The sequence below is a fragment of the Armatimonadota bacterium genome, assembly GCA_016125185.1.
In the GTDB taxonomy this organism is placed as follows: Bacteria; Armatimonadota; Fimbriimonadia; order Fimbriimonadales; family Fimbriimonadaceae; genus Fimbriimonas.
Genome location: WGMG01000002.1, coordinates 116,807 through 137,902, shown reverse-complemented (window position 1 = coordinate 137,902; position 21,096 = coordinate 116,807). Strand labels below are relative to the sequence as shown.

The window sequence follows — 21,096 nt, the reverse complement described above, 5'->3', positions numbered from 1 at the left end:
GAATTCCCCTCTGAAAGCGGAGGGGAATTCTTGTTTATGGTCCCTGACATAATAGGGAAGTGCCAATTCCCGCGAAGCTCCAGGAGCATTTGGACGACCTTGCCTTTTTCACCGACCGGCAGGATCGTATCGAGGCGTTGATCGCCTTGGCCGACGAGTATCGGCATCCCTCGGTGGAGCAAATGGTTCGGTCGGAGGAGAAGAAGGTTCCGGGGTGCGAATCCGAGGTTTACATCGAGGCAGTTCCGGTGGGATCGTCGGTCGAATTTCACTTCGCTGTCGACAATCCTCAGGGGATTTCGGCGATGGCAATGGCGGTGCTTCTCCAGTCGGCGTCGGGCGCGCCGAAGGCGGAGATTGGGGCGATCGATGAAGGGATCGTCTTTCAGGTCTTTGGGAACGAGCTATCGATGGGAAAGAATCTGGGGCTCACCAACATGGTGCGGATCGTCAAGCGCCTGGCGGCGTAAGTTAGATGAGGGTTTGAAGTCGGGAGTTAGGGGCAAATGTCCTTCTGCTTGCGACGATCAAAGAGGTTGAAAACCCAGAAGATTCCCAAGATCATCGCGAAATCTATCGACGCCGCAAGAAACCCTTCCTTTCGAGTCGTTTCTGGCAAGAACACGGCAAGCCCGGCGAATATCCATAGCTTACTTGGGCTCTCGAACTTGCCTTTTTCGATTTTCCAAATAAACAGCGCGGTTTGAGCCAGCACGAACAGGACTGGCCCTAGGAGAACAAGCCTAATAACCCTATCATGTCCTGGGGCCACACAGTTGTAGATCGTCTTGGTTACAGCGACGACGGCAACGAACAACATAACCCATTTCATGAATCGCTTGAATTTAGGGCCAAACATGAAAGCGATCAGCCATTTGGGCATCCATCGGGGGCGCAGGTCATCGGGGATGTCCATTAACTATTGGCTATTATAAGCCGTATCGGCTTTCATAAAACCTACTTGCTCTCACCCGTTCGCCCTAGTGCCTAGCTCACGGACTCCCTCACAAATGAGGGAGAATTGGTGCACCCTCCGTTTTTCGTGGCAACGACCGCATGTCGTCGTCGCGTTCCGCCAAACAATATTAGGTCGAAGCCAATAGATGGGAAAGGCTAAAAGGTGCCGGGCCTCGGCGAAGAATCCTGAAGGCACCCCACGGAGTAAACTATTGTCCGGTTCGACGCCGAGCCGATTCCTTGCAAAATGAATACAGTTGACGTTACGATTATCGGCGGTGGACCCTGTGGCCTGTTCGCGGCCTTTTACGCTGGGTTGCGCGGCATGTCGGTCCGAATTATCGATTCGCTTCCCGAATTGGGTGGGCAGCTAACCGCGTTGTATCCCGAAAAGTACGTCTACGATATGCCCGGTTTCCCGAAAGTGCTGGCCAAGGATTTGGCCAAGGCGATGATCGAGCAAGGGACGCAGTTCCACCCCAAGCTGGTGCTGGAGAACACGGCGGAGGAACTGATCGATGCAGGCGACCACTACATCATCAACACCGACAAGGGGCTCGAACTCTCGACCAAGACCATCATCATCTCGGCGGGACCGGGCGCATTCCAGCCCACCAAGATCGGGGCGCTTCGCGAGGACGACTTTATCGGCAAGGGCGTTCACTACGGCGTTCGGGACACCAGCGTTTTCACCAACCGCAAGCTCGCCATCGTTGGCGGCGGCGATAGCGCGTTCGACTGGGCGATGGCCCTCGAAGACATTGCGGAGTCGATCACGCTGATCCACCGTCGAGACGTCTTCAAGGCGCACGAGGACAGCGTCGTGAAGGTGACGACCAGCTCGGTCGATATGAAGCTTTTCTACGTCGTTAAAGAACTTCACGGCGACGATCACGTGAATGGTTTAACCATCGAGAACACCCAGACGAAAGAGACCGAATTCTTCGACTGTGACGAGGTGTGCGTCAATATCGGATTCAAGTCCAGCTTGGGGCCGCTCAAGGATTGGGGTCTGGAGATTGAAAAGAACCAGATCAAGGTGGACGATAAGTTCGAAACTAACCGACCGCGTATCTTCGCGGTTGGGGACGTGGCGAGCTACGGAAGCAAGCTGAAGCTGATCGCGACGGGCGTCGGCGAAGCGGCTACGGCGGTGTGCTTTGCGAAGACGTATCTGGACCCAACGGCGAAGCTATTCCCCGGCCACAGCAGCGACCGCGACGCTTAACATCAAGTACACTCTTTCGAGATTTCACTCGAAGGATCAACAGTTTGGCAAGCGCATATACCCCTGGACTCACCGTCAGCGGCGACATCGTCGTCCGCCGCACTCGACGCCTTCCCATTAAGGGCAACGTCCTCGTCAAAGTTGGCGATTCCGTCGAGCCAAAGACTGCCGTCGCCCAAGCGATGCTTCCAGGCGCGCTCCAAACCGTCAAGATTGCGGACCAACTCGGAGTTGAAGCCAAAGACGTTCCTGCCTTTTTGAAGATCAATGTCGGCGATCCGGTCGAAAAGGGCCAACTGGTGGCGGAAGGGAAGAAGCTGTTCGGTTTGTTCAAAGCGCCGACCGCGACTTGCGATTACACCGGGACGTTCGAGTCGTTCAGTGAGGTCACGGGCAATGCGCTGATCCGCGAACCTTCGATCCCGATCGAGATTGACGCCTATATCAAAGGCACCGTCCTGGACGTCATGCCGGACGAAGGCGCGATCGTCGAGACGCGATGCGCGATGATCCAAGGCATTTTCGGCGTTGGCGGCGAGCGACAAGGTGTCGTTCGGCTAGCTGTGACCGACCACGAAAAGGTTCTCGATGAAGGCGACATCAAGCCGGACGACAAGGGCAAGATTCTGGTTGGCGGCGCAGGTATGACGGCGGCGGCGATCAAGAAGGCGGCGTCGGTAGGCGCAGCGGGAATCATCGCTGGCGGCCTGAAGGACAGCGACCTTATCGAATTTCTGGGCTACGACATTGGCGTGGCGATCACCGGTACGGAAAAGATCGACCTGACTCTGATGGTCACGGAAGGCTTTGGTTTCTTGCCGATGGCTCAGCGCACTTTTGACCTGCTGAAGTCGATCAATGGACATGACGCGTCGATCAATGGTGCAACACAGATTCGCGCAGGCGTTATTCGACCCGAGCTGATCGTTCCTGAGCCCAAGCACGCGGGCGAGGCTCCGGCGGAGGCAAAGGCCCTGGCTTTGGAGATCGGATCGCAGATCAGAATCATTCGCGAACCATATTTCGGACTCATCGGATCGGTCACTCAGCTTCCGGCCGAGCTGGTGACGCTCGAATCTGGTACTCATGTCAGGGTGCTTCGGGCCAAATTAGGTTCGGGCGAAGAAGTCACGGTTCCGCGGGCAAATGTTGAAATCATCGCCGCAGGGTCCTAAGCTTTACCGTCCCTTAATAAAGAAATGTAAAAACGATTCTCGGTGTACTCGCCGAGGACAATATGGCAATTGCTGACCGACTCGATAAGGCTAGACAGGGAACGGAGACGATGACAATCCTGATCGTCGATGACGAAACCGCGATCATTGAGACACTGGAAAACAAGTTCCGGAAGGAAGGATTCACCACGTTTACGGCGGAGACCGCCGAAGATGCGATGCGCCTGTATAAGCGCGTGAAGCCAAACCTGGTCATCCTCGATATCATGTTGCCCAACCGAAGCGGCCACGATTTCTGCAAGGCCGTGCGGCGCGAACACCAAACGCCGATCATCTTCGTCTCGGCCCGCGCCTCGGAAGAGGATCGCATCAAGGGCTTGGAGATGGGCGCCGACGACTATGTCGTAAAGCCGTTCAATATGACCGAATTGGTGGCCCGCGTGCGGGCAATCCTGCGCCGATCCGGCGGCGAAGCGATTCAAGAAGTCGTCGAACGGGGCGACCTCCGAATTGATCCACGAACGCACGAAGCGACCCTGGACGGCAAACTGCTCACCCTTTCGCCGAAGGAGTTCGCCCTTCTGCTGTTTTTGGCCAAGAACGCCGGTCAGGTGTTCTCTCGTGAGGCGTTGCTAGACCGCATCTGGGGCAAGGACGCGTACGTGACGAGCCGAACGGTGGACGTGCATGTACGATGGCTCCGCATGCGATTGGCGACCTCGCAAGAGGCGGCGGATCGGATCGTAACGGTACGCGGCGTGGGTTATAAGTTCGTCGGCTAAAGAGCGCTTACTCGCTCCAGGTGAACACTCAAGCCTGTGGGCCCATCCTTATCGAACGGCGTCATTTCGCCATTCGTTAGGTTGAGACGATAGAGCTGAATCTTCCCGCTATCCTGTGGCCGGGCTGCAACTAGTAGTTCGGTGTCGTTAAGCGGAATGAAGGATCCTATTCCATAGCCTCCAACAATTCGAATGGGGACGCGCTGCTTTGTTCCCGGGTAATAGAGAGACAAGTCGCCATTTTGGAACAGGGCCAGCGCTTCTAGTTTTGGCATCCAGACGAACTTGACCACCTGGGACAAAATCGAATCCTTCGTCGGCTCTACCAATGTCGTCTCCGATTTCGTCCGAGTATCCATCACGACGAGGTTATTGTGGTTGCTCAAAAAAACGTAGCGCGACTCCCCATCGACAGCCAAAACCGGCACAAGGCTTTGTGAAGTCTCCAGGGTGGTATCGACAACCCCAAGCTTATTTATGTGGATGAGCGGATAACGGTTACCTCCCAAGGTTGCATTGGGACAACCCCATATACCACCCGCCGAATCGAGGCAGTAGGACGAAAACTCGTACTTGCTAATGGATCGCAGAAGCCACTCTATGTTGGCTCCGTCCTGTTCGATCACGCTCAAACCTCGGGTCGTGGCTAGCAATCGGTTGCCGAACCACTCCAAGGAAGTCCCACCTGATAGCTCCTTATAGCTATCATCGCCATTGTCTTTGACAATGGTCACATAAGTGCGCCCGTCAGCGTAAATCCACGAGACTGCCGTCTTTTTGTCGGGTGAGAGGTGGATCCCACCGCACTTTTTCGGCAATTCGATTGTTGATAGTCGTTGTCCCGCGGCTGAGTAGTATGTATAAGAAGTCGGCCAATCGAAGTCTCCCGCCTTTGAAGCTGCCGGGCTAAACGTCCGCATGACGAAGTCGGGTTTCAAGCTGAGGACTTGCTTCATCGCCTCGACCAGCGATGGAGTGTTTCCGGTTGGATATGCAGATGAGAAGACGCCGGATTCCGCGTGAGCGACGTTTGAACTGCATGGGTATAGCATCCTTAACCAACCTAATGGTGACTTTGCGGCAAGAGGCTTGGCTACGCCAGTTTTCACGTTGATTTTGTACAAGTAGGTATCGAACGAAAGCACATCTTTCGGACTCGCCCGAACTACGACTTCGTCATTGGTGATCGGAACCATGTCGCCAAAGGCGGCGACATTAAGTGTGAATTCAGCCCACACTCCGGTTTCTGGTTTGTATGTTTTCAAAACCTGTCGTCCACCGATGTCTCGATACAGCACGGCAAGGACAGCGGAATCTGGTACCCATTGGTAGTGGTAGTCGGTGGCGTCTTTGACCTTAAGGCTTTCGAGGATTGTCTTTTCCTCGTTAGCATCGGCATCGTAAACAATCACGTCGGTCGCCATGTGGCTCGAGAACAAGAAACTGAATCCAGATGCCGGTATCGAGTTGTGGTCGCCGCTGAAACTGTGGCGAAGGTCGATGGTTCCATCCTTCCCCATATGAATGAGCATCGAAGACTTCTTCTCGATCGCCCAAAAGGTCTCTTCCGAATCAGCCCACGCCTGACTTAATTCTTCGACATCAATTGGTGTTTCTCTCCACTCCCGTGATTTTCCGTCCAGTTTCAGGATCGAGCAATGGTGGAGGTCTTTTGCGCTGGTCAACAAGATTGAGTTGCCCATCCACGACGAGGTAACCGGATAGCTAAAGTGTTTGGAGGTGACTGAGTTTCCATCCGCGATCAACAGCGTTTCACCGTCGTTTTCTGCGAATGAAGTTTTCGCCAAGGTTTTTTCCCAGTTCAATTGGATCGATGAATACCTTGCCGACAAATGGAACGAAGCGATCTTGTTGCCTTCTTTGTCAAAATAATCATCTGGCCCCTTCTCGACCTTTGGTTTGCCTGTCTCCGCTGCGCTAAGATCGCCAGCGACTAAGAATGCAGGTTTGGCTCTAACGAGTTCGTTGAGAGTCGCAATGATGTCCGACTCCTGGCATGCGATGGTTAGCAGAAGCGAGAACAGCACGGCCTATTACACCTAACTAATTTCGGATTGTAACACCAAATTCTTATTTGGCTGATCTAGGAGTGAACGCGGATCGTGAAGATGGGCGGTGTCGGCTATAAGTTCGTCGGCTAGGACCGGAATTACAGCAACCGCAAGAGGTCACGCGCGTTGGCGACGGCGTGTTCGCTGACCTCGTCGCCCGCCAACATGCGAGCGATTTCCTGCACACGATCGTCTTCGCTCAGACGGATGATTTCGGTTTGCACGCGTCCTCCGGCCTCGGCTTTTTGGATTCGGAACTGCTCGTTGGCGCGGCTAGCGACCTGGGGCAGGTGTGAGATGGCGAGCACCTGATAGTGCTCGCTGAGCGCGCGAATCTTCTTGCCGACGGCAGCGGCAGCGGCACCACCCAGGCCAGTGTCGACTTCGTCGAAGATGAGAGTCGGAACCCCGGCGCGACCAGCCAATGCGCTCTTCATGGCCAGCATCACACGGCTGATTTCGCCACCCGAGGCGATCTTGGCCAACGGCTTTAGATCTTCACCCGCGTTGGCGCTGAACAAGAACTCGACAAAGTCGGTGCCGTCAGGCGATGGTTCACCGGGCCGAATTTGCACCGCGAACTGTGTTTTGGCCATCGAGAGATCGGTCAAGTGGTCTTGAACGTCGGCGACAAAGTCCTTCGAGCGCGAAGAGCGCAGTGCGGTCAACTCGGCGAACGACTCTTTGAGACGGGCCGACGAGGCGTCGAGGGCTTGTCGGAGGGCGTCTTCGCTAGCCTCGATGTCGGTAAGATCGTTTAGCTCGGCTTGGGCCGACTCCAGATAAGCCAGAATCTCGGCCTCGGTCTCGCCATACTTTCGCTTGAGGCGTTTGAGACCGTCTAGCCGCTCAATGGTTTCTTCCAGCGCTTCGGGATCGCTGTCGAGAGTATCCATGTAAGCCTGGAGCTTGTGGATGGCTTCCTGAACATCGACGAGAGCTTCCTGCAGTTCGGAGAGATCGAGCGACGGATCAAGGCGGGTGACCTCTTCGGCGTCCTTCAGGCCGGCGGCGAGGAGATCGCGAGCGTTAACCTCGCCTTCCGAGAGGGCTACTAGCGATCGCTGGGCGGCATCAGAAATCTTCTCGACGTTTCGCAGGCGGCCCAGGCGGGCATTGAGGTCCGCTTCTTCGCCCTCGACCGGCGAAAACGATTCGATTTCGTTGACCTGGAAGCGAAGCATGTCCAGCCGTTGTTCACGCTCCTGAATGCCTTTTTGAAGGGCCTCATATTTGCGTTTCGCTTCTTGCCAGGCGGAGTATCGTTCGGCCGTCTCGGCCTTTAGGTTAGTTACCGGGCCGCCGATCCAACTGTCCAAGTACTGCACGTGCGTTTCTTGGTCGAGCAGAGCCTGGTGCTGGTGCTGACCGTGCAGATCGACGATCGCCGCGCCAAGCTCGCGAAGTACGGAGAGCGGGACAGATTTGCCGTTAACCCGAGCCTGCGAGCGACCCTCGGCCATCACTTCGCGTTGGATGTAGACTTGACCCTCCTCAACATCGACACCGAGTTCTTCGGCGATAGCGAGGATTTCGGGACGGGTCGAGAGATCGACCACCAACTGAACCGAGGCCTTCGTCGCCCCGGTACGAACCAGTTCGGTGTCGGCGCGCTCACCGAGGCATAGTTCCAGGGCATCGATCAGAAGCGATTTACCCGCGCCGGTTTCGCCGGTGAGGGCCGTGAAGCCGTCACGAAAAGCGACCTTCGCCTCTTGGATGATGGCGAGGTTTTCGACGTGGAGTTCGACGATCATGCGGCCTCAAGCGACGGCTTTTTGCCGAAGCGAGCCTTGACCCGCTCCCACCAGCCGACGACTTCATCGCCCTCATAGTACGTGATGTACATGGAGATCATCAAGTAGCTGAAGAGGGGGATATTCATCGAATACTCGATGTAGCCGTGGAGGAGAATTCCACTCAGTAGAACCCACTTTCGCAGTGGCTTGAACCACACGAGGGTGGCCATCGCGAACTCGACGGCGAGAGTGCCGTAGGTCGTAACGTAGACCATCGGGAACTGATTGAAAAAGCCTGGGACAGGGAAGCGGTCGAATTCATGTAGGCGGGCCGGGTACCAGGTCGCCGCGCCTGACTTCCAGAGCACTCCGAACCATTTGGCCCAGGTGGTGGTGAAGTACAGCAGGCTACAGTTGTAAGCGATGAGCCGTTGAGGCCACATCGATATTTCAGGCGGCACCGGTGGGGCTTTGCCTGCCTTCACGGCGAAGTAGCGATCCAGTGAAAATGCTGCGCCGGATGGAGCGATGGCGAGGTACAGTGCGCACATCCGCATGACGGTGTCGCCGCCGTGCAGGATGGCCGAATTTCGATGGTGGAAGGTCACCACGCCAATGGCCAAAAGGATCGACGTAATGCGCGTGAAAAGACCCAGCGAGACCATGATCGCCAGGGTAATGACGATCACGTTGAAGGCAAGCAGAATCCGGTAATCGGTAATGCCGTAGAGCAGATCGACGCGCGTCAAGTTCAGCTTGCCGTTCTGCGTGAGGGCGACATTGTTGTCCAAAAAATACGCGGACAGCCAGGCCGGCGTGTATCCCTTTTCCGAGAACCAGTCTTGGAAGAAGAGGGAGATCATGCAGAAATTGATGGCGATGAGCCCAGCCATAATGGCGCGGAAGACGCCAAGCGCTACTGGGCTGCCCTGGCGGAACCAGTACGTGTAAGCAACCTTAATGGATTCCAAGTTTCCACCCCTTGTCGGCAAATAATTCGTGCTGGTCGACGGCGTACCAATAGAACTTCACGGCCGTGTACGGCGGCTCCTGCGGCTTAGGATCGTTATGGCGCATCACCGGCTGAAAGTGGCGGATTAGTGTCACTTCAACGGGAGGATTGTTTGTATCTTCCGCAGCTTGGTAGGCGATTGCCTGGGCAAAGGAGGGCCAAAGAAATGCCTTGTCGTCCTGGTTGACGCGCTCGTAATACTTTCGATGCCGCTCATAGACGAACTTTTGGGGAATCGTCAGGTCCTTAATGCGGGGGTAGTGGAACTCCTTCTTGGTTCCGTCTAGGTAGGTAATTTCGGCGCTACACCAGAGGTCCGTCTGGGCGGGATCGGGAGCGAACATATCCCAGTACTGCCAAAAGCCGGTGACGTACAGGTAGCCGTAAATCGGAGCCCAGTTCTTGACTTCCTTCTGGTTATATTTGAGGAGGATGTCGGTTCCACGAGCCGGGACTTCGTCGTCGAGGACCTTTTTGCTCGGTATTGGAAGGGCGTAGGTAGTTACCGCGATGATGTGATACACGACGAACGCGACCACCAAAGGGTGGACGCGCACGGTCGGTGCTTTAGGAGCTTCCGGTTCCTTAGGCGCTTCCTTCTTGGGGAAGGGTTGCTGAGGAACCGGCCTGTTTCCGTTAGGCTTTTTTCTAGGAGCGGTTTTCGCCACGGCTAAAGGATTTTACTGCTGAAGTTCGGCCAGTATGTCCTTTAGTTCTTCCTGCATGTCGGGATTTTGTGCCACAACAGCCTTGATTTGCTCGGTGATTTGGTTGGCTTCCTGCATATGCCCGGCCCGCTTGGCGGCGATGCCGAGATTAATAAACACGCCAAAGCTCTGCTGATTATTGGCGAAGGCGTACTGCATGAACTGCCACGCTTCCTCGTTTTTGCCTTGGCCATTGAGGGCCTCGCGAAGCTCGCCATAGGCCGGCTCGCAGCCTGGGAACACCTGCAAAAGCTGTTGGGCCGCCTTCTCGGCTTCCTCGTAGTCGCCGACTCGGTTGAGGGCAGAACTCAGGACCGCCCACATCTTCCAATAGTCGGCCAGCCAGTTGCGCATCGGCTTCAGGTCGCGGATGGCACCCTCGGCGTCGCCGTTGGCGAGCTTTTCTTGGGCAAGCTGAACACTCTCGACGCGCTTCGGCTGTTCGAGCTCGATCAGCCATGCCTGCATGTTGGCCTTCGTGTTGGGGTCCGGGTTGGACTTGAGAATCGTCTGAAGGACCTGGGGAACCTCAAAGGCGCGATCAGCGGCTTGGAGGGTCTGAGCGTACTCGACGAGGAGCGCGACGTCGTTCGGGGCCACGTCGATGCAGTCCTCGTAAAAGTCCATGGCGCGGTCAAGATCGTTGTTCTGCGCGAGGTAAGGCGCGTAGTACCGCTTTACCAGTGTGTTGTCGTCGACCGCCTCCAAACCGGCCTCAAAGGCGCGTTCGCCTTCTTCCTGCTTGCTGTTTTGAATCAGCGAGATGGCGTACTTAGCGTGGGCATTGGCGTTCTGGTTGTCTTGATCGATGATCGACTTCCAAAGGGCGGGGACCTCGTGGTTTCGACCGGTAGCATTGAGGACGCCAACCAGGTAATCCATGCTCGGCTTGTCCGGGCCTTCCAACTCGACGGCCTTCTTGAAGTTGCGCTCGGCGTTGACGAACATGTTCATCATCGCCTGAGCGTTGCCAAGACGGTTGAGGATGGCCGGATCTTCGGGGTTTAGCGCAGAGGCTTTCTCGAAGAGGTCAACGGCTTTGGGAATATCGTTCGCGGCTTGGTATAGCTCGGCAAGGGCGAAGAATGCGCCGAAATCTTCCGGCACCAGTTGCGTGGCTTTGGTGAGGCTGTCCTTGATGAGGTCGAATGTGCCGATCTGGTACGCGGTGCAGGCGCGACAGAGGCCAACGAGCACCTGGTAGGAACCTTCGAACTCGGTGTCGCCTTCGATGGCTTCAAGGAGCGTGTTGAGAGCGCCCTCGGGATTGAATTCCTGTGCCACGAGCCCGTTCGCCTGCTGGATATAGTTGAGGGCGTCGTAGCCTTCCAGGAACTTGAGGAAGACTTCGGGGTTGTCGGTGCCAAATTCGAGCTTTTCACCGGCCAGGATTTCGGGGAGACCGATTTTAGCCTTGTCGGCCAGTTTCTTGACCAACTTGGTCAGGACTTCGAAGGTTTCGGCCGGAGTGAAGCTTTGGACTAACTGCTCGCCATTCTCCAAGTCGTCCTTCGAGGTGTAGCGGGTGGTGACTTCGTAGCCGCCTTCGGTGGCTTTGATCATGCCATCCATCGAAAGCTCGACGCCGGACTGCTCGAAAAGGTCCTTGAGTTGACCCGGTTCGATCAGGCCGTCGGAAATATTGACAAAAGCGGTTCTGGCGACGCCATCCTGTTCGACCTGCGTTAGGAATGACACGGATTGAATGTCGGCGTCGGTGTTGCTTCTCAACTGATCGGCAACAAAGGCGGAAATTTGCCTACCAATCTGAGGTTTTGTACCTTCTCCAGCGTTTAACGGTAAGACAGCAACTTTTAGCACGTGCATAGTGTACTCGTGCGAGTAAAATCTTGCCCGTGAAAGCGATCGCAAAGACGCGACCGGAGCCTGGTGTTGAGATCGTCGAAGTTCCAGAGCCAGAAGTCCGATCCGGTCACGTTAAGATCAAGCTTGAAGCAGCGTCAGTTTGTGGAACGGACCTCCATATCTACAATTGGGACCCTTGGTCTGCCGGCCGAATCAAGCCGCCGCGGATCATCGGCCATGAATTTTGCGGCACCATCGTCGAAATCGGCGAGGGAGTAAGCGAGAGAGCAGTCGGCGACTTCGTCGCCAGTGAAAGCCACATCGTTTGTGGCCATTGTCTTCAATGCCGACGAGGGCAGGCGCACGTTTGCGTCAACACGAAGATTTTGGGAGTCGACGTAGACGGCGGATTCGCCACCTACGCCGTTATCCCATGGGAAAACGCACGGCCGACGCCGAAAACGGTGTCGCCGCTGATCGCGTCGTTCCAGGACGCGTTGGGCAACGCCGTGCACACGGCCCTTTCTGGGCCAGTCGAGGGTTGCGTGATCCTGATTACGGGCATGGGACCGATCGGCCAATTCGCGGTTTCCGTTTGCAAGGCGATGGGGGCGAAGGCGGTTTATGCCACCGAGATTAGCGAATATCGGGCGGATATCGCGCGGCAAGTCGGGGCGGATCGGGTGTTCAATCCGGTTCAAGAAGACGTGGTCTGCGAACTTGCCAAACTTCACCCCGAGGGCGTGGATGGCGTGCTGGAGATGTCCGGGCATCCGACCCAGCTATCGTTGGCGTGTCAAGTGGTCCGTCCGGGCGGACGAATTTCGCTGTTGGGGGTCTATGCCAACAACGACCAGACATTACCCATCAACGACTTGATCTTCAAGGGAATCGACGTCCACGCCATCGTGGGGCGACGCCTTTGGGAGACCTGGGATCAGATGTCGGATCTGCTGGGGAGTGGAAAGCTGAAGCTCGATCCGGTTGTGACGCATGTGATGCATTTCACGCAGTTCCAAGAAGCGATGGAACTGATGAAGGCGGGCAAGGCCGGCAAAGTCGTCTTCACCTTCGAATAAACGCGAAAAAAGGGGCTCCTTCGATTCGAGGGAGCCCCTTTTTGTCGGTGCTTGCCTTACTTCTGGGTTCGTCGTCGGCGAACGAGAGCCAAGGCGCCGAGCCCAAGAACCGCCATCGAAGCCGGTTCAGGAACGGTCCCGACGCTGCCGTAGGTGTGGTTATCGATGATCGGGCTCCAAGAATAGGCTGGAGAAGAAATCGAAACGCTCGTGATCAACTGCGTGCTCTGCCAACCGAGGAAGACCGTTTCTCCGGCGGTGCCGCTGAGCGAAAAGTTGACCGTGCCAAGCAGGTTCACTCCACTGTAGACCTTCATGGTGCCCGCGTAGCCATAGCCCGAGTAGGCCATGGCGTCAACGCCCATGGCTCCGACCGGCGTGTTGTAGACGATCTCTACGCCCCCTGAAGTGCCATTAGCTACCAGCGTCTTGGAATTCAGGCCAAAGTAATGGTCGCCATTCCACTGAAAATCATACTCACTGGAATCGACATAGAATGCGCCGGAGTGAACCAAGTTGGGCCCTTGACTGTCGTAAGTTGTTGTCGAATCCAAAACTGAATTGCCGAAAAGGGTCGTTGCGTCCTGGTCGGCGACGTTGAAGGTTTCAAAATCGTCGGTGGTCGAGGTGGACAGGATCGAGTTTAGGTCTCCTCTGGTCAAGATCTGCTGGGCGTTTGCCGCCGTTGCGATCCCGGTAAGAATGAATAGCGCAAAGTACTTTTTCATAAGCCTCCAAAAAAAATGGACTGTTAGCCAGCCCACAGATTCAATCTACCAAAGAAAGTATTCTTAGGCAAGGCGAGGAACCACGCCAGTCGTCCGTTGGTCTTAAGAATTGCTGTACATGTTAGGTGCATTTTGAACCTAGCTTGGTCAATCTCCCTTCTTTCCAGTTAAGAATTTCGAATACCGGTATTTATGCAGGGGCCCCTTCTTTAGGGGCTGCCCCTGAAATCTGTGCAATCGCGGACTCGATTTATCCGATAATAGGATTGAATCTCGATGAATGCCGTCGCCAGGCTCTACGACAGGTGCATTGCTATGCCATACAACTTGGCGCTAGCGAGCCTTGATGAGCAGGGGATCGACACCACCTTCCCTGCGCCTCTAACGGCGGCGCTCGATTGGCTCATTGGTGATCAAACCCTATGGCCCTATCGGAACCATCGGTGCCCCGTTGATGAGTTGGCTATGAGAACTAGTGGAGCCGACGCGGCTCCCATATGTAAGCTTGCCTCCGCTATCATCGGGCAAGCGATAATGGATAGCGCGACAAGGATCGACATCTATGCCAATGCTCCCGAACCGGAAAGGGTAGGACCCGAGAAACCACCGGAAATGATCGCGAAGGAGGAGGAGGAAGCATGGGATCGGGCGATGAACGCACAGAACCCCCAACGATCAGCGAACTTCGCCAAGTTTGCGCGCATTTTGGCCGAAGCCGCAGTCAAGCAGGGAGCTGTCGAGGTTCCTCGCGGGGATAGGCTCCAGGTGGTCTACACGATCGCCACGCTTCGAATGGAAGCGATGCGAATCCCATCCAATCTCAGTGAGCGGTTGGTTCGAATCTACCAATACGACTTTAATTACCAACGTTGTGCATCTTACGTGCGACCCATCAACCTACTGTACTGTGAGGTAAGGGGAAGAGGGGCATATGCCTCCATCGACCAGTACGATCCCGCCGACGACCATAAGGTTGGTATCGTCCTCGAGTACGAATCATGATGCAAATGTCTTCGATTCGAAACTGGCTTCGCGGTATTGCCGCTTCGCCGACAGAGGTAGCGGAAACGACTTCGCGGGAGCAGGACGCTGAGCGAGGTTTCTACAACATGATGCTGTCGACGGGGATCATCGAAAACATCTGCTTGAATGCAGTCGAAATGGGGTCTTCGGTTGCAATATTGAAACCAACCTCGCAAGACACGACTTCCTTGTTCTATGTCTCCGCAGGCGAAGAGCGAGAAGTTGGCCAACTGCCGTCCGAGCACGGAATTTCGGTCGCGGCCAAAATTCGCGTGCTTGGCAATGTTGACAACTTCACCAGCCTCGACGCTCCTCGAAACTGGTTCAAGCTGGAGTCTAAAGAGAAAATTCTGGACGTAAAAGTCGAGGCGTTTCAACTGAAACCCGAACTCTATGTGCGATTGGAGGTAACCGATGTCACACCTGCTTGACTGGTTTCTCGGAGCTGGCAAATATCGTCCCGAACCAAAATTCCAACGGATGGACGAGGATTCACAAAATCCAACGAAAAGTCCTCATGCGGCCCCCATCCTGAAGCTGAATCGCGCGATCCTTCTTCAAGCAATGGCCGACCAAGCCTCGCGGATCGATCTCTGGACAGGTATTCCGGAACTCGAATTGCACCGAGTGGAAACCCTTCAAGAGTACGAAGACCGAATTCGCAAAGGGGACGGGGCTGAAGGATCGATGGCTGAATTTCGCAAGGAGTTGCAATCGGCCGGCATAGCAACTGAAAATTCGGTAGACCGCCTAACCGCCGTGTATACGATATCCGGCTTTCGAGTGGTCGCGTTGACGATCCCGGCAAGCTTGATCAAGCCGATCGTGCGGGCCTACCCTTATGCCTTCAACTACGGCCGCTGCACCTCCGATGACGGACCCGAAAACCTGCTCTACCTTGAGGCCAAGGAGAGAACTGCCTACGCCTCGATCGACCACTACGACCCCACCGGCGACCACATGGTCGGGATCGTCCTCGACTACGAGTCGTGACGACAAAATTGCCGGGGAAAGAAACATTCCAAAGCCGGATTTCGTCTGCCTAAAACAGGTGAGGAATGAGCGGCAGAGGCCCGAGGTGGTTCGTATAAAGAATTTCTATAAAAAGTTCCCGAATCCTCTCAAAGTCCTTTCCCTTTTCCTCGAAAAATAGGTTACAATGCCCCAATTACACTTGGGAGAGTGTATTTCCTGCTGAGAGTTCAACATGGCTATGCCCCGTGTGTCAATGATTGAGTTTCTGATTCAGAAGGGCTTTCTGAAGAAGGAACAGGCCGATGAGGCCATTAAGGTTGCCAAACAGACCAACACGTCCGTCGATAAGGCGATAATCCAACTCGGATTTTGCGGCGAACGCGAGGTTTTACAGGCCAAGGCCCAAGAGGCCGGCCTCGGATTTGCGGATCTCGATCGCATGACGATCGAGTCGAGCGCGCTCAACGTCGTCCCCGAGCGCATCGTGAAGAATCACAACGCGATTCCGGTTCGAAAGGATGGTCAGACGCTTTGGATCGCGATGACGAATCCGAACAATTTGGCGGCCATCGACGATTTCCGCATTGCGTCGGGTTGCCGTGTGGTGCCCGTCCTTGCTGTGCCAGGCGCGATCGAAGATGCGATTCGAAAGAATTACGGAGGGGGCACGGTTGTTCAGGCCGCCGCCGACCCCACCCCAACTGCTTCGAAGGCTCCGGCTGCCGACTTCGCCCGAATCATGGCCGAAGCGGGCGTTAAGCAAGGTCGCGACGCCGAAATGACGGACGAGGGCCGAGAGGACGACGCCGCAGGCGCCGATGCGGCTCCGATCATCAAGTTGGCCAGCGCGCTTATTCAGCAGGCGATTGCCGATCGAGCTTCGGATATTCACATCGAGCCCGGCCCCCGATCGATCCGTGTCCGGTATCGAATCGACGGTGTCCTTATGGAGGCGATGACGGTTCCACGAAACCTCATGGCTCCACTCATCAGCCGCTACAAGATCATGGCGGACATGAACATCGCCGAGCGACGAATTCCGCAGGACGGCCGTATCGAGGTCAAGCACCAGAACAAGGAAATCGACCTTCGCGTTAGCTCGATCCCCACGCCGTTCGGCGAGAAGATCGTTATGCGAATTCTCGATAAGACTTCGGTTATGATCGGTCTCGAGAAAATCGGCTTTACGGAAGAGAACCAGATCAAGATCGAAGAGTTGGTCAGCCAGCCGAACGGTATGTTCCTTTGCACCGGTCCTACGGGTTCGGGCAAGACCACGACGCAGTATTCGGTTCTCAACAAGCTCAACACGGTTACGGTCAACATCATCACGGCTGAAGACCCGATTGAGTACCAGCTCAACGGTATCGCTCAGGTCCAGATGAACCGAAAGGCGGGTCTGACGTTCGCGACCGCGCTTCGCGCTTATCTGCGACAAGACCCGGACATCATCATGGTCGGTGAAATGCGTGACCTTGAAACGGCAGAAATCGCGATTGAAGCATCGCTGACGGGCCACTTGGTTCTTTCGACGCTTCACACGAACGACGCTCCGTCGGCTACGCTTCGTATGATCGACATGGGCGTTGAGCCCTACTTGATCTCGGCAACGGTTATCGGCGTTCTCGCCCAGCGACTTGGCCGACGTATCGACACTGAGCACAAGGAGCGATACGAAGTGCCGCAGATCGACCTTCGCCGCTTTGGCTTCAACGTGACCGATCCGGACGAATTGGTGACCCTGTACCGAGGCATTCCGGCCGAAAGCAACCGAATGACCGGTTACAAGGGCCGAACTGGTTTCCATGAATTAATGATCATGAACGCGGAAATCGCGGAACTTGTTGTCCGCCGCGCCCCTCTAAACGATATTAAGGAGGCGGCAAAAGCAGGCGGTATGAAGGAGCTTCGCGAGGACGGCCTTTACAAGGTGTTGCAAGGTGTTACGACACCAGAAGAGGTCATGCGTGTTGTCTTTACCGCAGGTTTCTAGTATTTTGTAAGAAAGAGAGTATATGCAGAACGATCCTACGCGACAGAATCCGGGCGGAGCCCCTCCGCCTCAGCCGCCAATGGGCGGCGCGCCGCCCCCTCAAGCACCGCCGATGGGCGGGGCGCCTCGTCCGCAACCCGGTGCCGCTCAGATGGTGGGCGCCGGAAATCCCGACGCTTGGAAAGAGCGCTTGGAGACGATCAGCGGAATCCCCAATGACGAAAAGCCGCTAGGACCGCGCAAGACGGTCGACGACCTCCACATCGACGAGTTGTTGAACATCGTCGTCGATATGAACTGCTCGGACCTGCATATCGCGGCACAGTCGCCGCCCGTGGTGCGCCACGACGGTAAGATCAAGCGCCTCAACTACGAGACTTTCATCCCGGAAAACATCCAGCGAATGCTGTATGAAATCATTTCCGACGATCAGATTCAACGGTTTGAAACGACGTTTGAGTTGGACTTCTCGTACTCTCTGCCGATTCCGTTCCATCAGCGAGTTCCGGGCGGACCGTTGGCGCGAGCCCGATTCCGCGTCAACATGTACCGCGAGCGCGGTGCTTGTGCGGCAGCGTTCCGACTGATCTCGTCCAAGATTCCGACAGTTGAGGAACTGAAGCTTCCTCTGATGCTGAAGTCGCTTTGCGAAAAGCCTCGTGGTTTGATTCTGGTTACCGGCCCGACCGGTTCTGGAAAATCGACGTCTCTGGCGGCGATGATCAACCACATCAACATGAACTTCGCGCACCACATTATTACGATCGAAGACCCGATCGAATATCTGCACGAACACAAGTTGAGCGTCATCCAGCAACGCGAACTCGGAATGGACACGAAGAGCTTCTCGAACGCACTTCGCGCAAGCCTTCGTGAAGACCCGGATATCCTGCTCGTTGGTGAAATGCGTGACGTGGAAACGATTTCGCTCGCGATTACCGCAGCGGAAACGGGACACCTCGTCTTCGCAACCCTGCACACCAACAACGCGGCAGAAAGCGTTGACCGAATGATCGACGTCTTCCCTCCGGGGCAGCAGGAACAGATTCGTGTTCAGCTTTCGAACAACCTCGTGGCGATCATTTCCCAACAGCTTCTGGCTCACGCCAGCGGCAAGGGACGTGTGCCTGCCAACGAGATCATGGTCGCTTCGCCCGCTATCCGCAACCTCATCCGCGAAGCGAAGTCGCACCAGATTACATCGATGATCCAAACGTCGGCGAACATGGGAATGTTCACGATGGATCAATGCCTTCGAGACCTCTACCTCAAGGGTTGGGTCACGCTCGAAGACATCATGTCGCGTTGTACGAACGTCGAAGAACTCAAAAAGATGCTTGCCACCGCTGGTGGCGGCGGCCCGACTGCCGGACAAGGTCCAGGAAACCAACAAATCAGACGATAATAGGAGAAAGAAATGCCTATCTTCAGCTACACATTTAAGGATGCCGTCGGCGCGATCCAGAAGGGTACCGCCGATGCCGAAAGCGAAGAGCTCCTGAGGAAGCGCTTTGAAGAGCAGGGCTTCACCATCACCGAGATCACCATGATCAAGGCGAAAAGCCCGAAGACAAAGAGCCCCGGTAAGGTTAAGCTCACCGACCTTTCGGTCTGGTGTCGCCAGTTTTCGACGATGGTCGACGCGGGCGTTTCGCTCGTCCGCTGTCTCGACGTTCTGGGTAATCAGACGCAGAACAAGAAGCTGAAGAAGATCATCGGCGACCTTGGTACCCGCGTCGAAGCGGGCGAATCGCTCAGCCGAGCGATGCAGCGACACCCCAAGGCATTTAGCTCGCTCTTCATCGGTCTTATCAAAGCTGGTGAAGTCGGCGGTGTCTTGGAAGAATCTCTCCAGCGACTCAGCCACTTCCTTGAAAAGGACGTGGAACTTCGCCGAAAGGTCAAGTCGGCGCTCACGTATCCGGTCCTCGTTGCCGTCATGGCGTCGGGCATCACGCTTTTCCTCGTCTATTGGTTCGTTCCGCAATGGGCGGCGATTCTGGTCGACCTCGGTCTGAAGGCCGACGACCTTCCCGCGCCGACCAAGTTCCTGATCGACATCTCGAACGTGTTGGTCTATAAGGGCTGGATCGTCGTTGTCTCGCTGGTCATCCTGATCATTGCGCACCGACTGTTCGTCTCGACAAGGTTTGGACGACGCGTCATGGACCGCGTCAAGCTGAAAGTTCCGGTCTTCGGCAAGCTGCACCACAAAATCTGTATGGCGCGCTTCAGCCGAACGATGGGTACGCTTCTGACCTCGGGTGTTCCGATCCTGCAGGCGATGGAGACCGTCGCCGGTACCGTCGGTAACACGATCATGTCGGATGCGATCCTCGAAGCTCGAGCCCGAATCCGTGAAGGAGACCGAATCGGCGACCCGCTCGAAGAATCGAAGCTGTTCCCGCCGATGGTCGTTCACATGATCGGTGTCGGTGAAGAATCCGGTTCGCTGGACTTCATGCTCCAGAAAATCGCCGACTTCTACGAGAACGAAGTCGAAGCGGCACTCGCCTCGCTGACGGCGGCTCTGGAGCCGATCATGATCGTCAGTCTGGGCTTTGTCGTTGGCTTCATCGTCATCTCGATGTTCCTTCCGCTGGTGAAGGTTATTGCCTCGCTCTCGTCGGGCGGCGGCGACGACTCATAGGGAAAGGACTCGGAGTTCGCCCGGAAAAGGGTACGATGCCCGTTGCAAGTTGCAACGGGCATCTTTGTTAGGGAAGACATATGTTTCCAGATTGGACATGGATCATGGGGCTGATGATCGGCGCGGCGATCGGGAGTTTCCTCAACGTCGTCATCTACCGAATGCCTCGCCTGCTGTCGCTCGGAAATCCCAAGCACAGCTTTTGCCCCTCGTGCAAGCACCAACTAGGCCCGGCCGACCTCATTCCGCTTTTTAGCTGGCTACTGTCGGGCGGTAAGTGCCGGCACTGCGGCCAAAAGGTTCCGTCGCGCTACTTCTGGGTCGAGCTGATTAATGGAAGTCTCTGGGCGGGCATCTGGTATCGCTATTTCTGCGCAGAGCCGACCGGCAAAGAGTGGGTCCTGGCGATCTTCTTCATGCTGGCGACCGCGGCGCTGGTTGCAATCATCTTCATCGACGGCGAGCACTTCATCATCCCCGACGAGATCAACGCGTTCCTGTTGCTCCTTGGGATCGGATTCGCCATCTACTCCCACGATTGGAAGCTGTGCCTCTACGGCTACCTAATGGGCTGGGGCATCATCTTCGGCATCGCCTTTCTTGGCCGCATCGGTTTTGGTAAGGACGCGATGGGGCATGGCGACATTAAAATGATGCGAGGGGTCGGGGCTCTACTCGGTCCGATCCTGACTGTCTTCGATGTCGGCATTGCGGTGATCACGGGTCTGATCTTTGGCCTGTTGTTCATTGCGATCGAAATGGCGAAGGAGCGAAAGGCAGGGGGATCGGGCGATGCCGAAGGCGAAAAGGCGGAAGGGGAAGAAGAGGATTATCAGCCGGAACCGATCAAAGACCTTTTCATCTTGGGCATGTCGTATCTGCTGTGCTTCGACATTGTCGCCATCTGGTTCCCACAGCTCTATGTAAAGATGGGCTATCCGATGGAAGATGTGAGTGTCGAGGACGACGATTGGAAGCCTACGTTGACGACAATCCCCTTCGGTCCCTACTTGGCAATCGGCGCAATAGTTTGTATGCTATTACGGACCGAACTTTCACAATATGCCGATGGCGTACTCAGGGGCTTAAATGGGTCCTGATTCCGCGACTTTGCCAGGGTGTTGGAGTCATAATCGATGATTGGGATAGTAGGCCAAACGGCCCAATCGT

19 protein-coding genes are annotated in these 21,096 nt (G+C 55.7%); 12 read left to right on the top strand and 7 right to left on the bottom strand.

Translation table 11 applies throughout. The features are described from left to right. Positions 1 to 59 precede the first annotated feature (59 nt). A complete protein-coding gene (locus GC165_03840; protein MBI1331992.1) occupies positions 60 to 470 on the top strand; it encodes a hypothetical protein in 411 nt (136 codons plus the stop codon). Between the two features lie 26 nt (positions 471 to 496). On the opposite strand, the gene GC165_03835 is transcribed toward GC165_03840, so the two are convergent. Continuing rightward, on the bottom strand, positions 497 to 916 hold the full coding sequence (locus GC165_03835) for a hypothetical protein (protein MBI1331991.1): 420 nt from the start codon (positions 914 to 916) through the stop codon (positions 497 to 499). Positions 917 to 1,204: 288 nt separating this feature from the next. Between GC165_03835 and GC165_03830 the strand changes: the two genes are divergently transcribed. From GC165_03830 to GC165_03820, 3 genes are all read left to right on the top strand, one after another. Beyond that, positions 1,205 to 2,185, top strand: a complete 981-nt coding sequence (locus GC165_03830) for an FAD-dependent oxidoreductase (protein ID MBI1331990.1) — start codon at positions 1,205 to 1,207, stop codon at positions 2,183 to 2,185. A 44-nt stretch (positions 2,186 to 2,229) separates the two neighbouring features. Continuing rightward, positions 2,230 to 3,360, top strand: coding sequence for a hypothetical protein (locus GC165_03825; protein ID MBI1331989.1), 1,131 nt, complete (start codon positions 2,230 to 2,232; stop codon positions 3,358 to 3,360). A gap of 110 nt (positions 3,361 to 3,470) precedes the next feature. Further along, a complete protein-coding gene (locus GC165_03820) occupies positions 3,471 to 4,142 on the top strand; it encodes a response regulator (GenBank protein ID MBI1331988.1) in 672 nt (223 codons plus the stop codon). Here GC165_03820 and GC165_03815 read toward each other — a convergent pair. From GC165_03815 to GC165_03795, 5 genes are all read right to left on the bottom strand, one after another. Continuing rightward, on the bottom strand, positions 4,139 to 6,190 hold the full coding sequence (locus GC165_03815; GenBank protein ID MBI1331987.1) for a hypothetical protein: 2,052 nt from the start codon (positions 6,188 to 6,190) through the stop codon (positions 4,139 to 4,141). The two genes, GC165_03820 and GC165_03815, sit on opposite strands and share 4 nt — an antisense overlap. 122 nt (positions 6,191 to 6,312) lie before the next feature. Continuing rightward, positions 6,313 to 7,971 (bottom strand): DNA repair protein RecN, encoded by a 1,659-nt coding sequence (gene recN, locus GC165_03810; protein ID MBI1331986.1) that lies wholly within the window; start codon positions 7,969 to 7,971, stop codon positions 6,313 to 6,315. Further along, complete coding sequence (locus tag GC165_03805; GenBank protein ID MBI1331985.1) at positions 7,968 to 8,924, bottom strand: hypothetical protein; 957 nt, start codon at positions 8,922 to 8,924, stop codon at positions 7,968 to 7,970. The genes recN and GC165_03805 overlap by 4 nt, the downstream gene beginning before the upstream one ends. After that, positions 8,911 to 9,633 (bottom strand): hypothetical protein, encoded by a 723-nt coding sequence (locus GC165_03800; protein MBI1331984.1) that lies wholly within the window; start codon positions 9,631 to 9,633, stop codon positions 8,911 to 8,913. The genes GC165_03805 and GC165_03800 overlap by 14 nt, the downstream gene beginning before the upstream one ends. 12 nt (positions 9,634 to 9,645) lie before the next feature. Then, entirely contained in the window at positions 9,646 to 11,499 is a 1,854-nt protein-coding gene (locus GC165_03795; protein MBI1331983.1) for a tetratricopeptide repeat protein, read from the bottom strand. Between the two features lie 23 nt (positions 11,500 to 11,522). Between GC165_03795 and GC165_03790 the strand changes: the two genes are divergently transcribed. Beyond that, positions 11,523 to 12,557 (top strand): L-threonine 3-dehydrogenase, encoded by a 1,035-nt coding sequence (locus tag GC165_03790; protein ID MBI1331982.1) that lies wholly within the window; start codon positions 11,523 to 11,525, stop codon positions 12,555 to 12,557. A gap of 56 nt (positions 12,558 to 12,613) precedes the next feature. Here GC165_03790 and GC165_03785 read toward each other — a convergent pair whose 3' ends face one another. After that, positions 12,614 to 13,285 (bottom strand): PEP-CTERM sorting domain-containing protein, encoded by a 672-nt coding sequence (locus GC165_03785; protein ID MBI1331981.1) that lies wholly within the window; start codon positions 13,283 to 13,285, stop codon positions 12,614 to 12,616. A 534-nt stretch (positions 13,286 to 13,819) separates the two neighbouring features. Here GC165_03785 and GC165_03780 point away from each other — a divergent pair. The 7 genes from GC165_03780 (at position 13,820) to GC165_03750 (ending at position 21,026) form a co-directional block, all read left to right on the top strand. Next, entirely contained in the window at positions 13,820 to 14,287 is a 468-nt protein-coding gene (locus GC165_03780; protein MBI1331980.1) for a hypothetical protein, read from the top strand. Between the two features lie 5 nt (positions 14,288 to 14,292). Then, the gene (locus tag GC165_03775; GenBank protein ID MBI1331979.1) at positions 14,293 to 14,739 is read left to right on the top strand and encodes a hypothetical protein; all 447 of its coding nucleotides are present in this window, start codon (positions 14,293 to 14,295) and stop codon (positions 14,737 to 14,739) included. Positions 14,740 to 14,788: 49 nt separating this feature from the next. Then, on the top strand, positions 14,789 to 15,301 hold the full coding sequence (locus tag GC165_03770) for a hypothetical protein (protein ID MBI1331978.1): 513 nt from the start codon (positions 14,789 to 14,791) through the stop codon (positions 15,299 to 15,301). Between the two features lie 214 nt (positions 15,302 to 15,515). Then, positions 15,516 to 17,276, top strand: coding sequence for a type II secretion system protein GspE (locus tag GC165_03765; protein MBI1331977.1), 1,761 nt, complete (start codon positions 15,516 to 15,518; stop codon positions 17,274 to 17,276). Positions 17,277 to 17,427: 151 nt separating this feature from the next. Continuing rightward, positions 17,428 to 18,681 carry a PilT/PilU family type 4a pilus ATPase gene (locus GC165_03760; protein ID MBI1331976.1) on the top strand — a complete coding sequence of 418 codons (1,254 nt, stop codon included), beginning with the start codon at positions 17,428 to 17,430 and terminating at the stop codon, positions 18,679 to 18,681. A gap of 12 nt (positions 18,682 to 18,693) precedes the next feature. Beyond that, complete coding sequence (locus GC165_03755; GenBank protein MBI1331975.1) at positions 18,694 to 19,926, top strand: type II secretion system F family protein; 1,233 nt, start codon at positions 18,694 to 18,696, stop codon at positions 19,924 to 19,926. Positions 19,927 to 20,006: 80 nt separating this feature from the next. Next, positions 20,007 to 21,026: a hypothetical protein gene (locus GC165_03750; GenBank protein MBI1331974.1), complete on the top strand. Its 1,020-nt coding sequence runs from the start codon at positions 20,007 to 20,009 to the stop codon at positions 21,024 to 21,026. The last annotated feature ends 70 nt before the right edge of the window (positions 21,027 to 21,096 follow it).

Bases quoted from the DNA above. Each gene is read 5' to 3' on its own strand.
- GC165_03835 (MBI1331991.1), bottom strand. From the start codon at position 916: ATGGACATCCCCGATGACCTGCGCCCCCGATGGATGCCCAAATGGCTG.
- GC165_03830 (MBI1331990.1), top strand. From the start codon at position 1,205: ATGAATACAGTTGACGTTACGATTATCGGCGGTGGACCCTGTGGCCTG.
- GC165_03820 (MBI1331988.1), top strand. From the start codon at position 3,471: ATGACAATCCTGATCGTCGATGACGAAACCGCGATCATTGAGACACTG.
- recN (MBI1331986.1), bottom strand. From the start codon at position 7,971: ATGATCGTCGAACTCCACGTCGAAAACCTCGCCATCATCCAAGAGGCG.
- GC165_03795 (MBI1331983.1), bottom strand. From the start codon at position 11,499: ATGCACGTGCTAAAAGTTGCTGTCTTACCGTTAAACGCTGGAGAAGGT.
- GC165_03785 (MBI1331981.1), bottom strand. From the start codon at position 13,285: ATGAAAAAGTACTTTGCGCTATTCATTCTTACCGGGATCGCAACGGCG.
- GC165_03780 (MBI1331980.1), top strand. From the start codon at position 13,820: ATGGATAGCGCGACAAGGATCGACATCTATGCCAATGCTCCCGAACCG.
- GC165_03775 (MBI1331979.1), top strand. From the start codon at position 14,293: ATGTCTTCGATTCGAAACTGGCTTCGCGGTATTGCCGCTTCGCCGACA.
- GC165_03770 (MBI1331978.1), top strand. From the start codon at position 14,789: ATGGACGAGGATTCACAAAATCCAACGAAAAGTCCTCATGCGGCCCCC.
- GC165_03765 (MBI1331977.1), top strand. From the start codon at position 15,516: ATGGCTATGCCCCGTGTGTCAATGATTGAGTTTCTGATTCAGAAGGGC.
- GC165_03760 (MBI1331976.1), top strand. From the start codon at position 17,428: ATGGTGGGCGCCGGAAATCCCGACGCTTGGAAAGAGCGCTTGGAGACG.
- GC165_03755 (MBI1331975.1), top strand. From the start codon at position 18,694: ATGCCTATCTTCAGCTACACATTTAAGGATGCCGTCGGCGCGATCCAG.
- GC165_03750 (MBI1331974.1), top strand. From the start codon at position 20,007: ATGTTTCCAGATTGGACATGGATCATGGGGCTGATGATCGGCGCGGCG.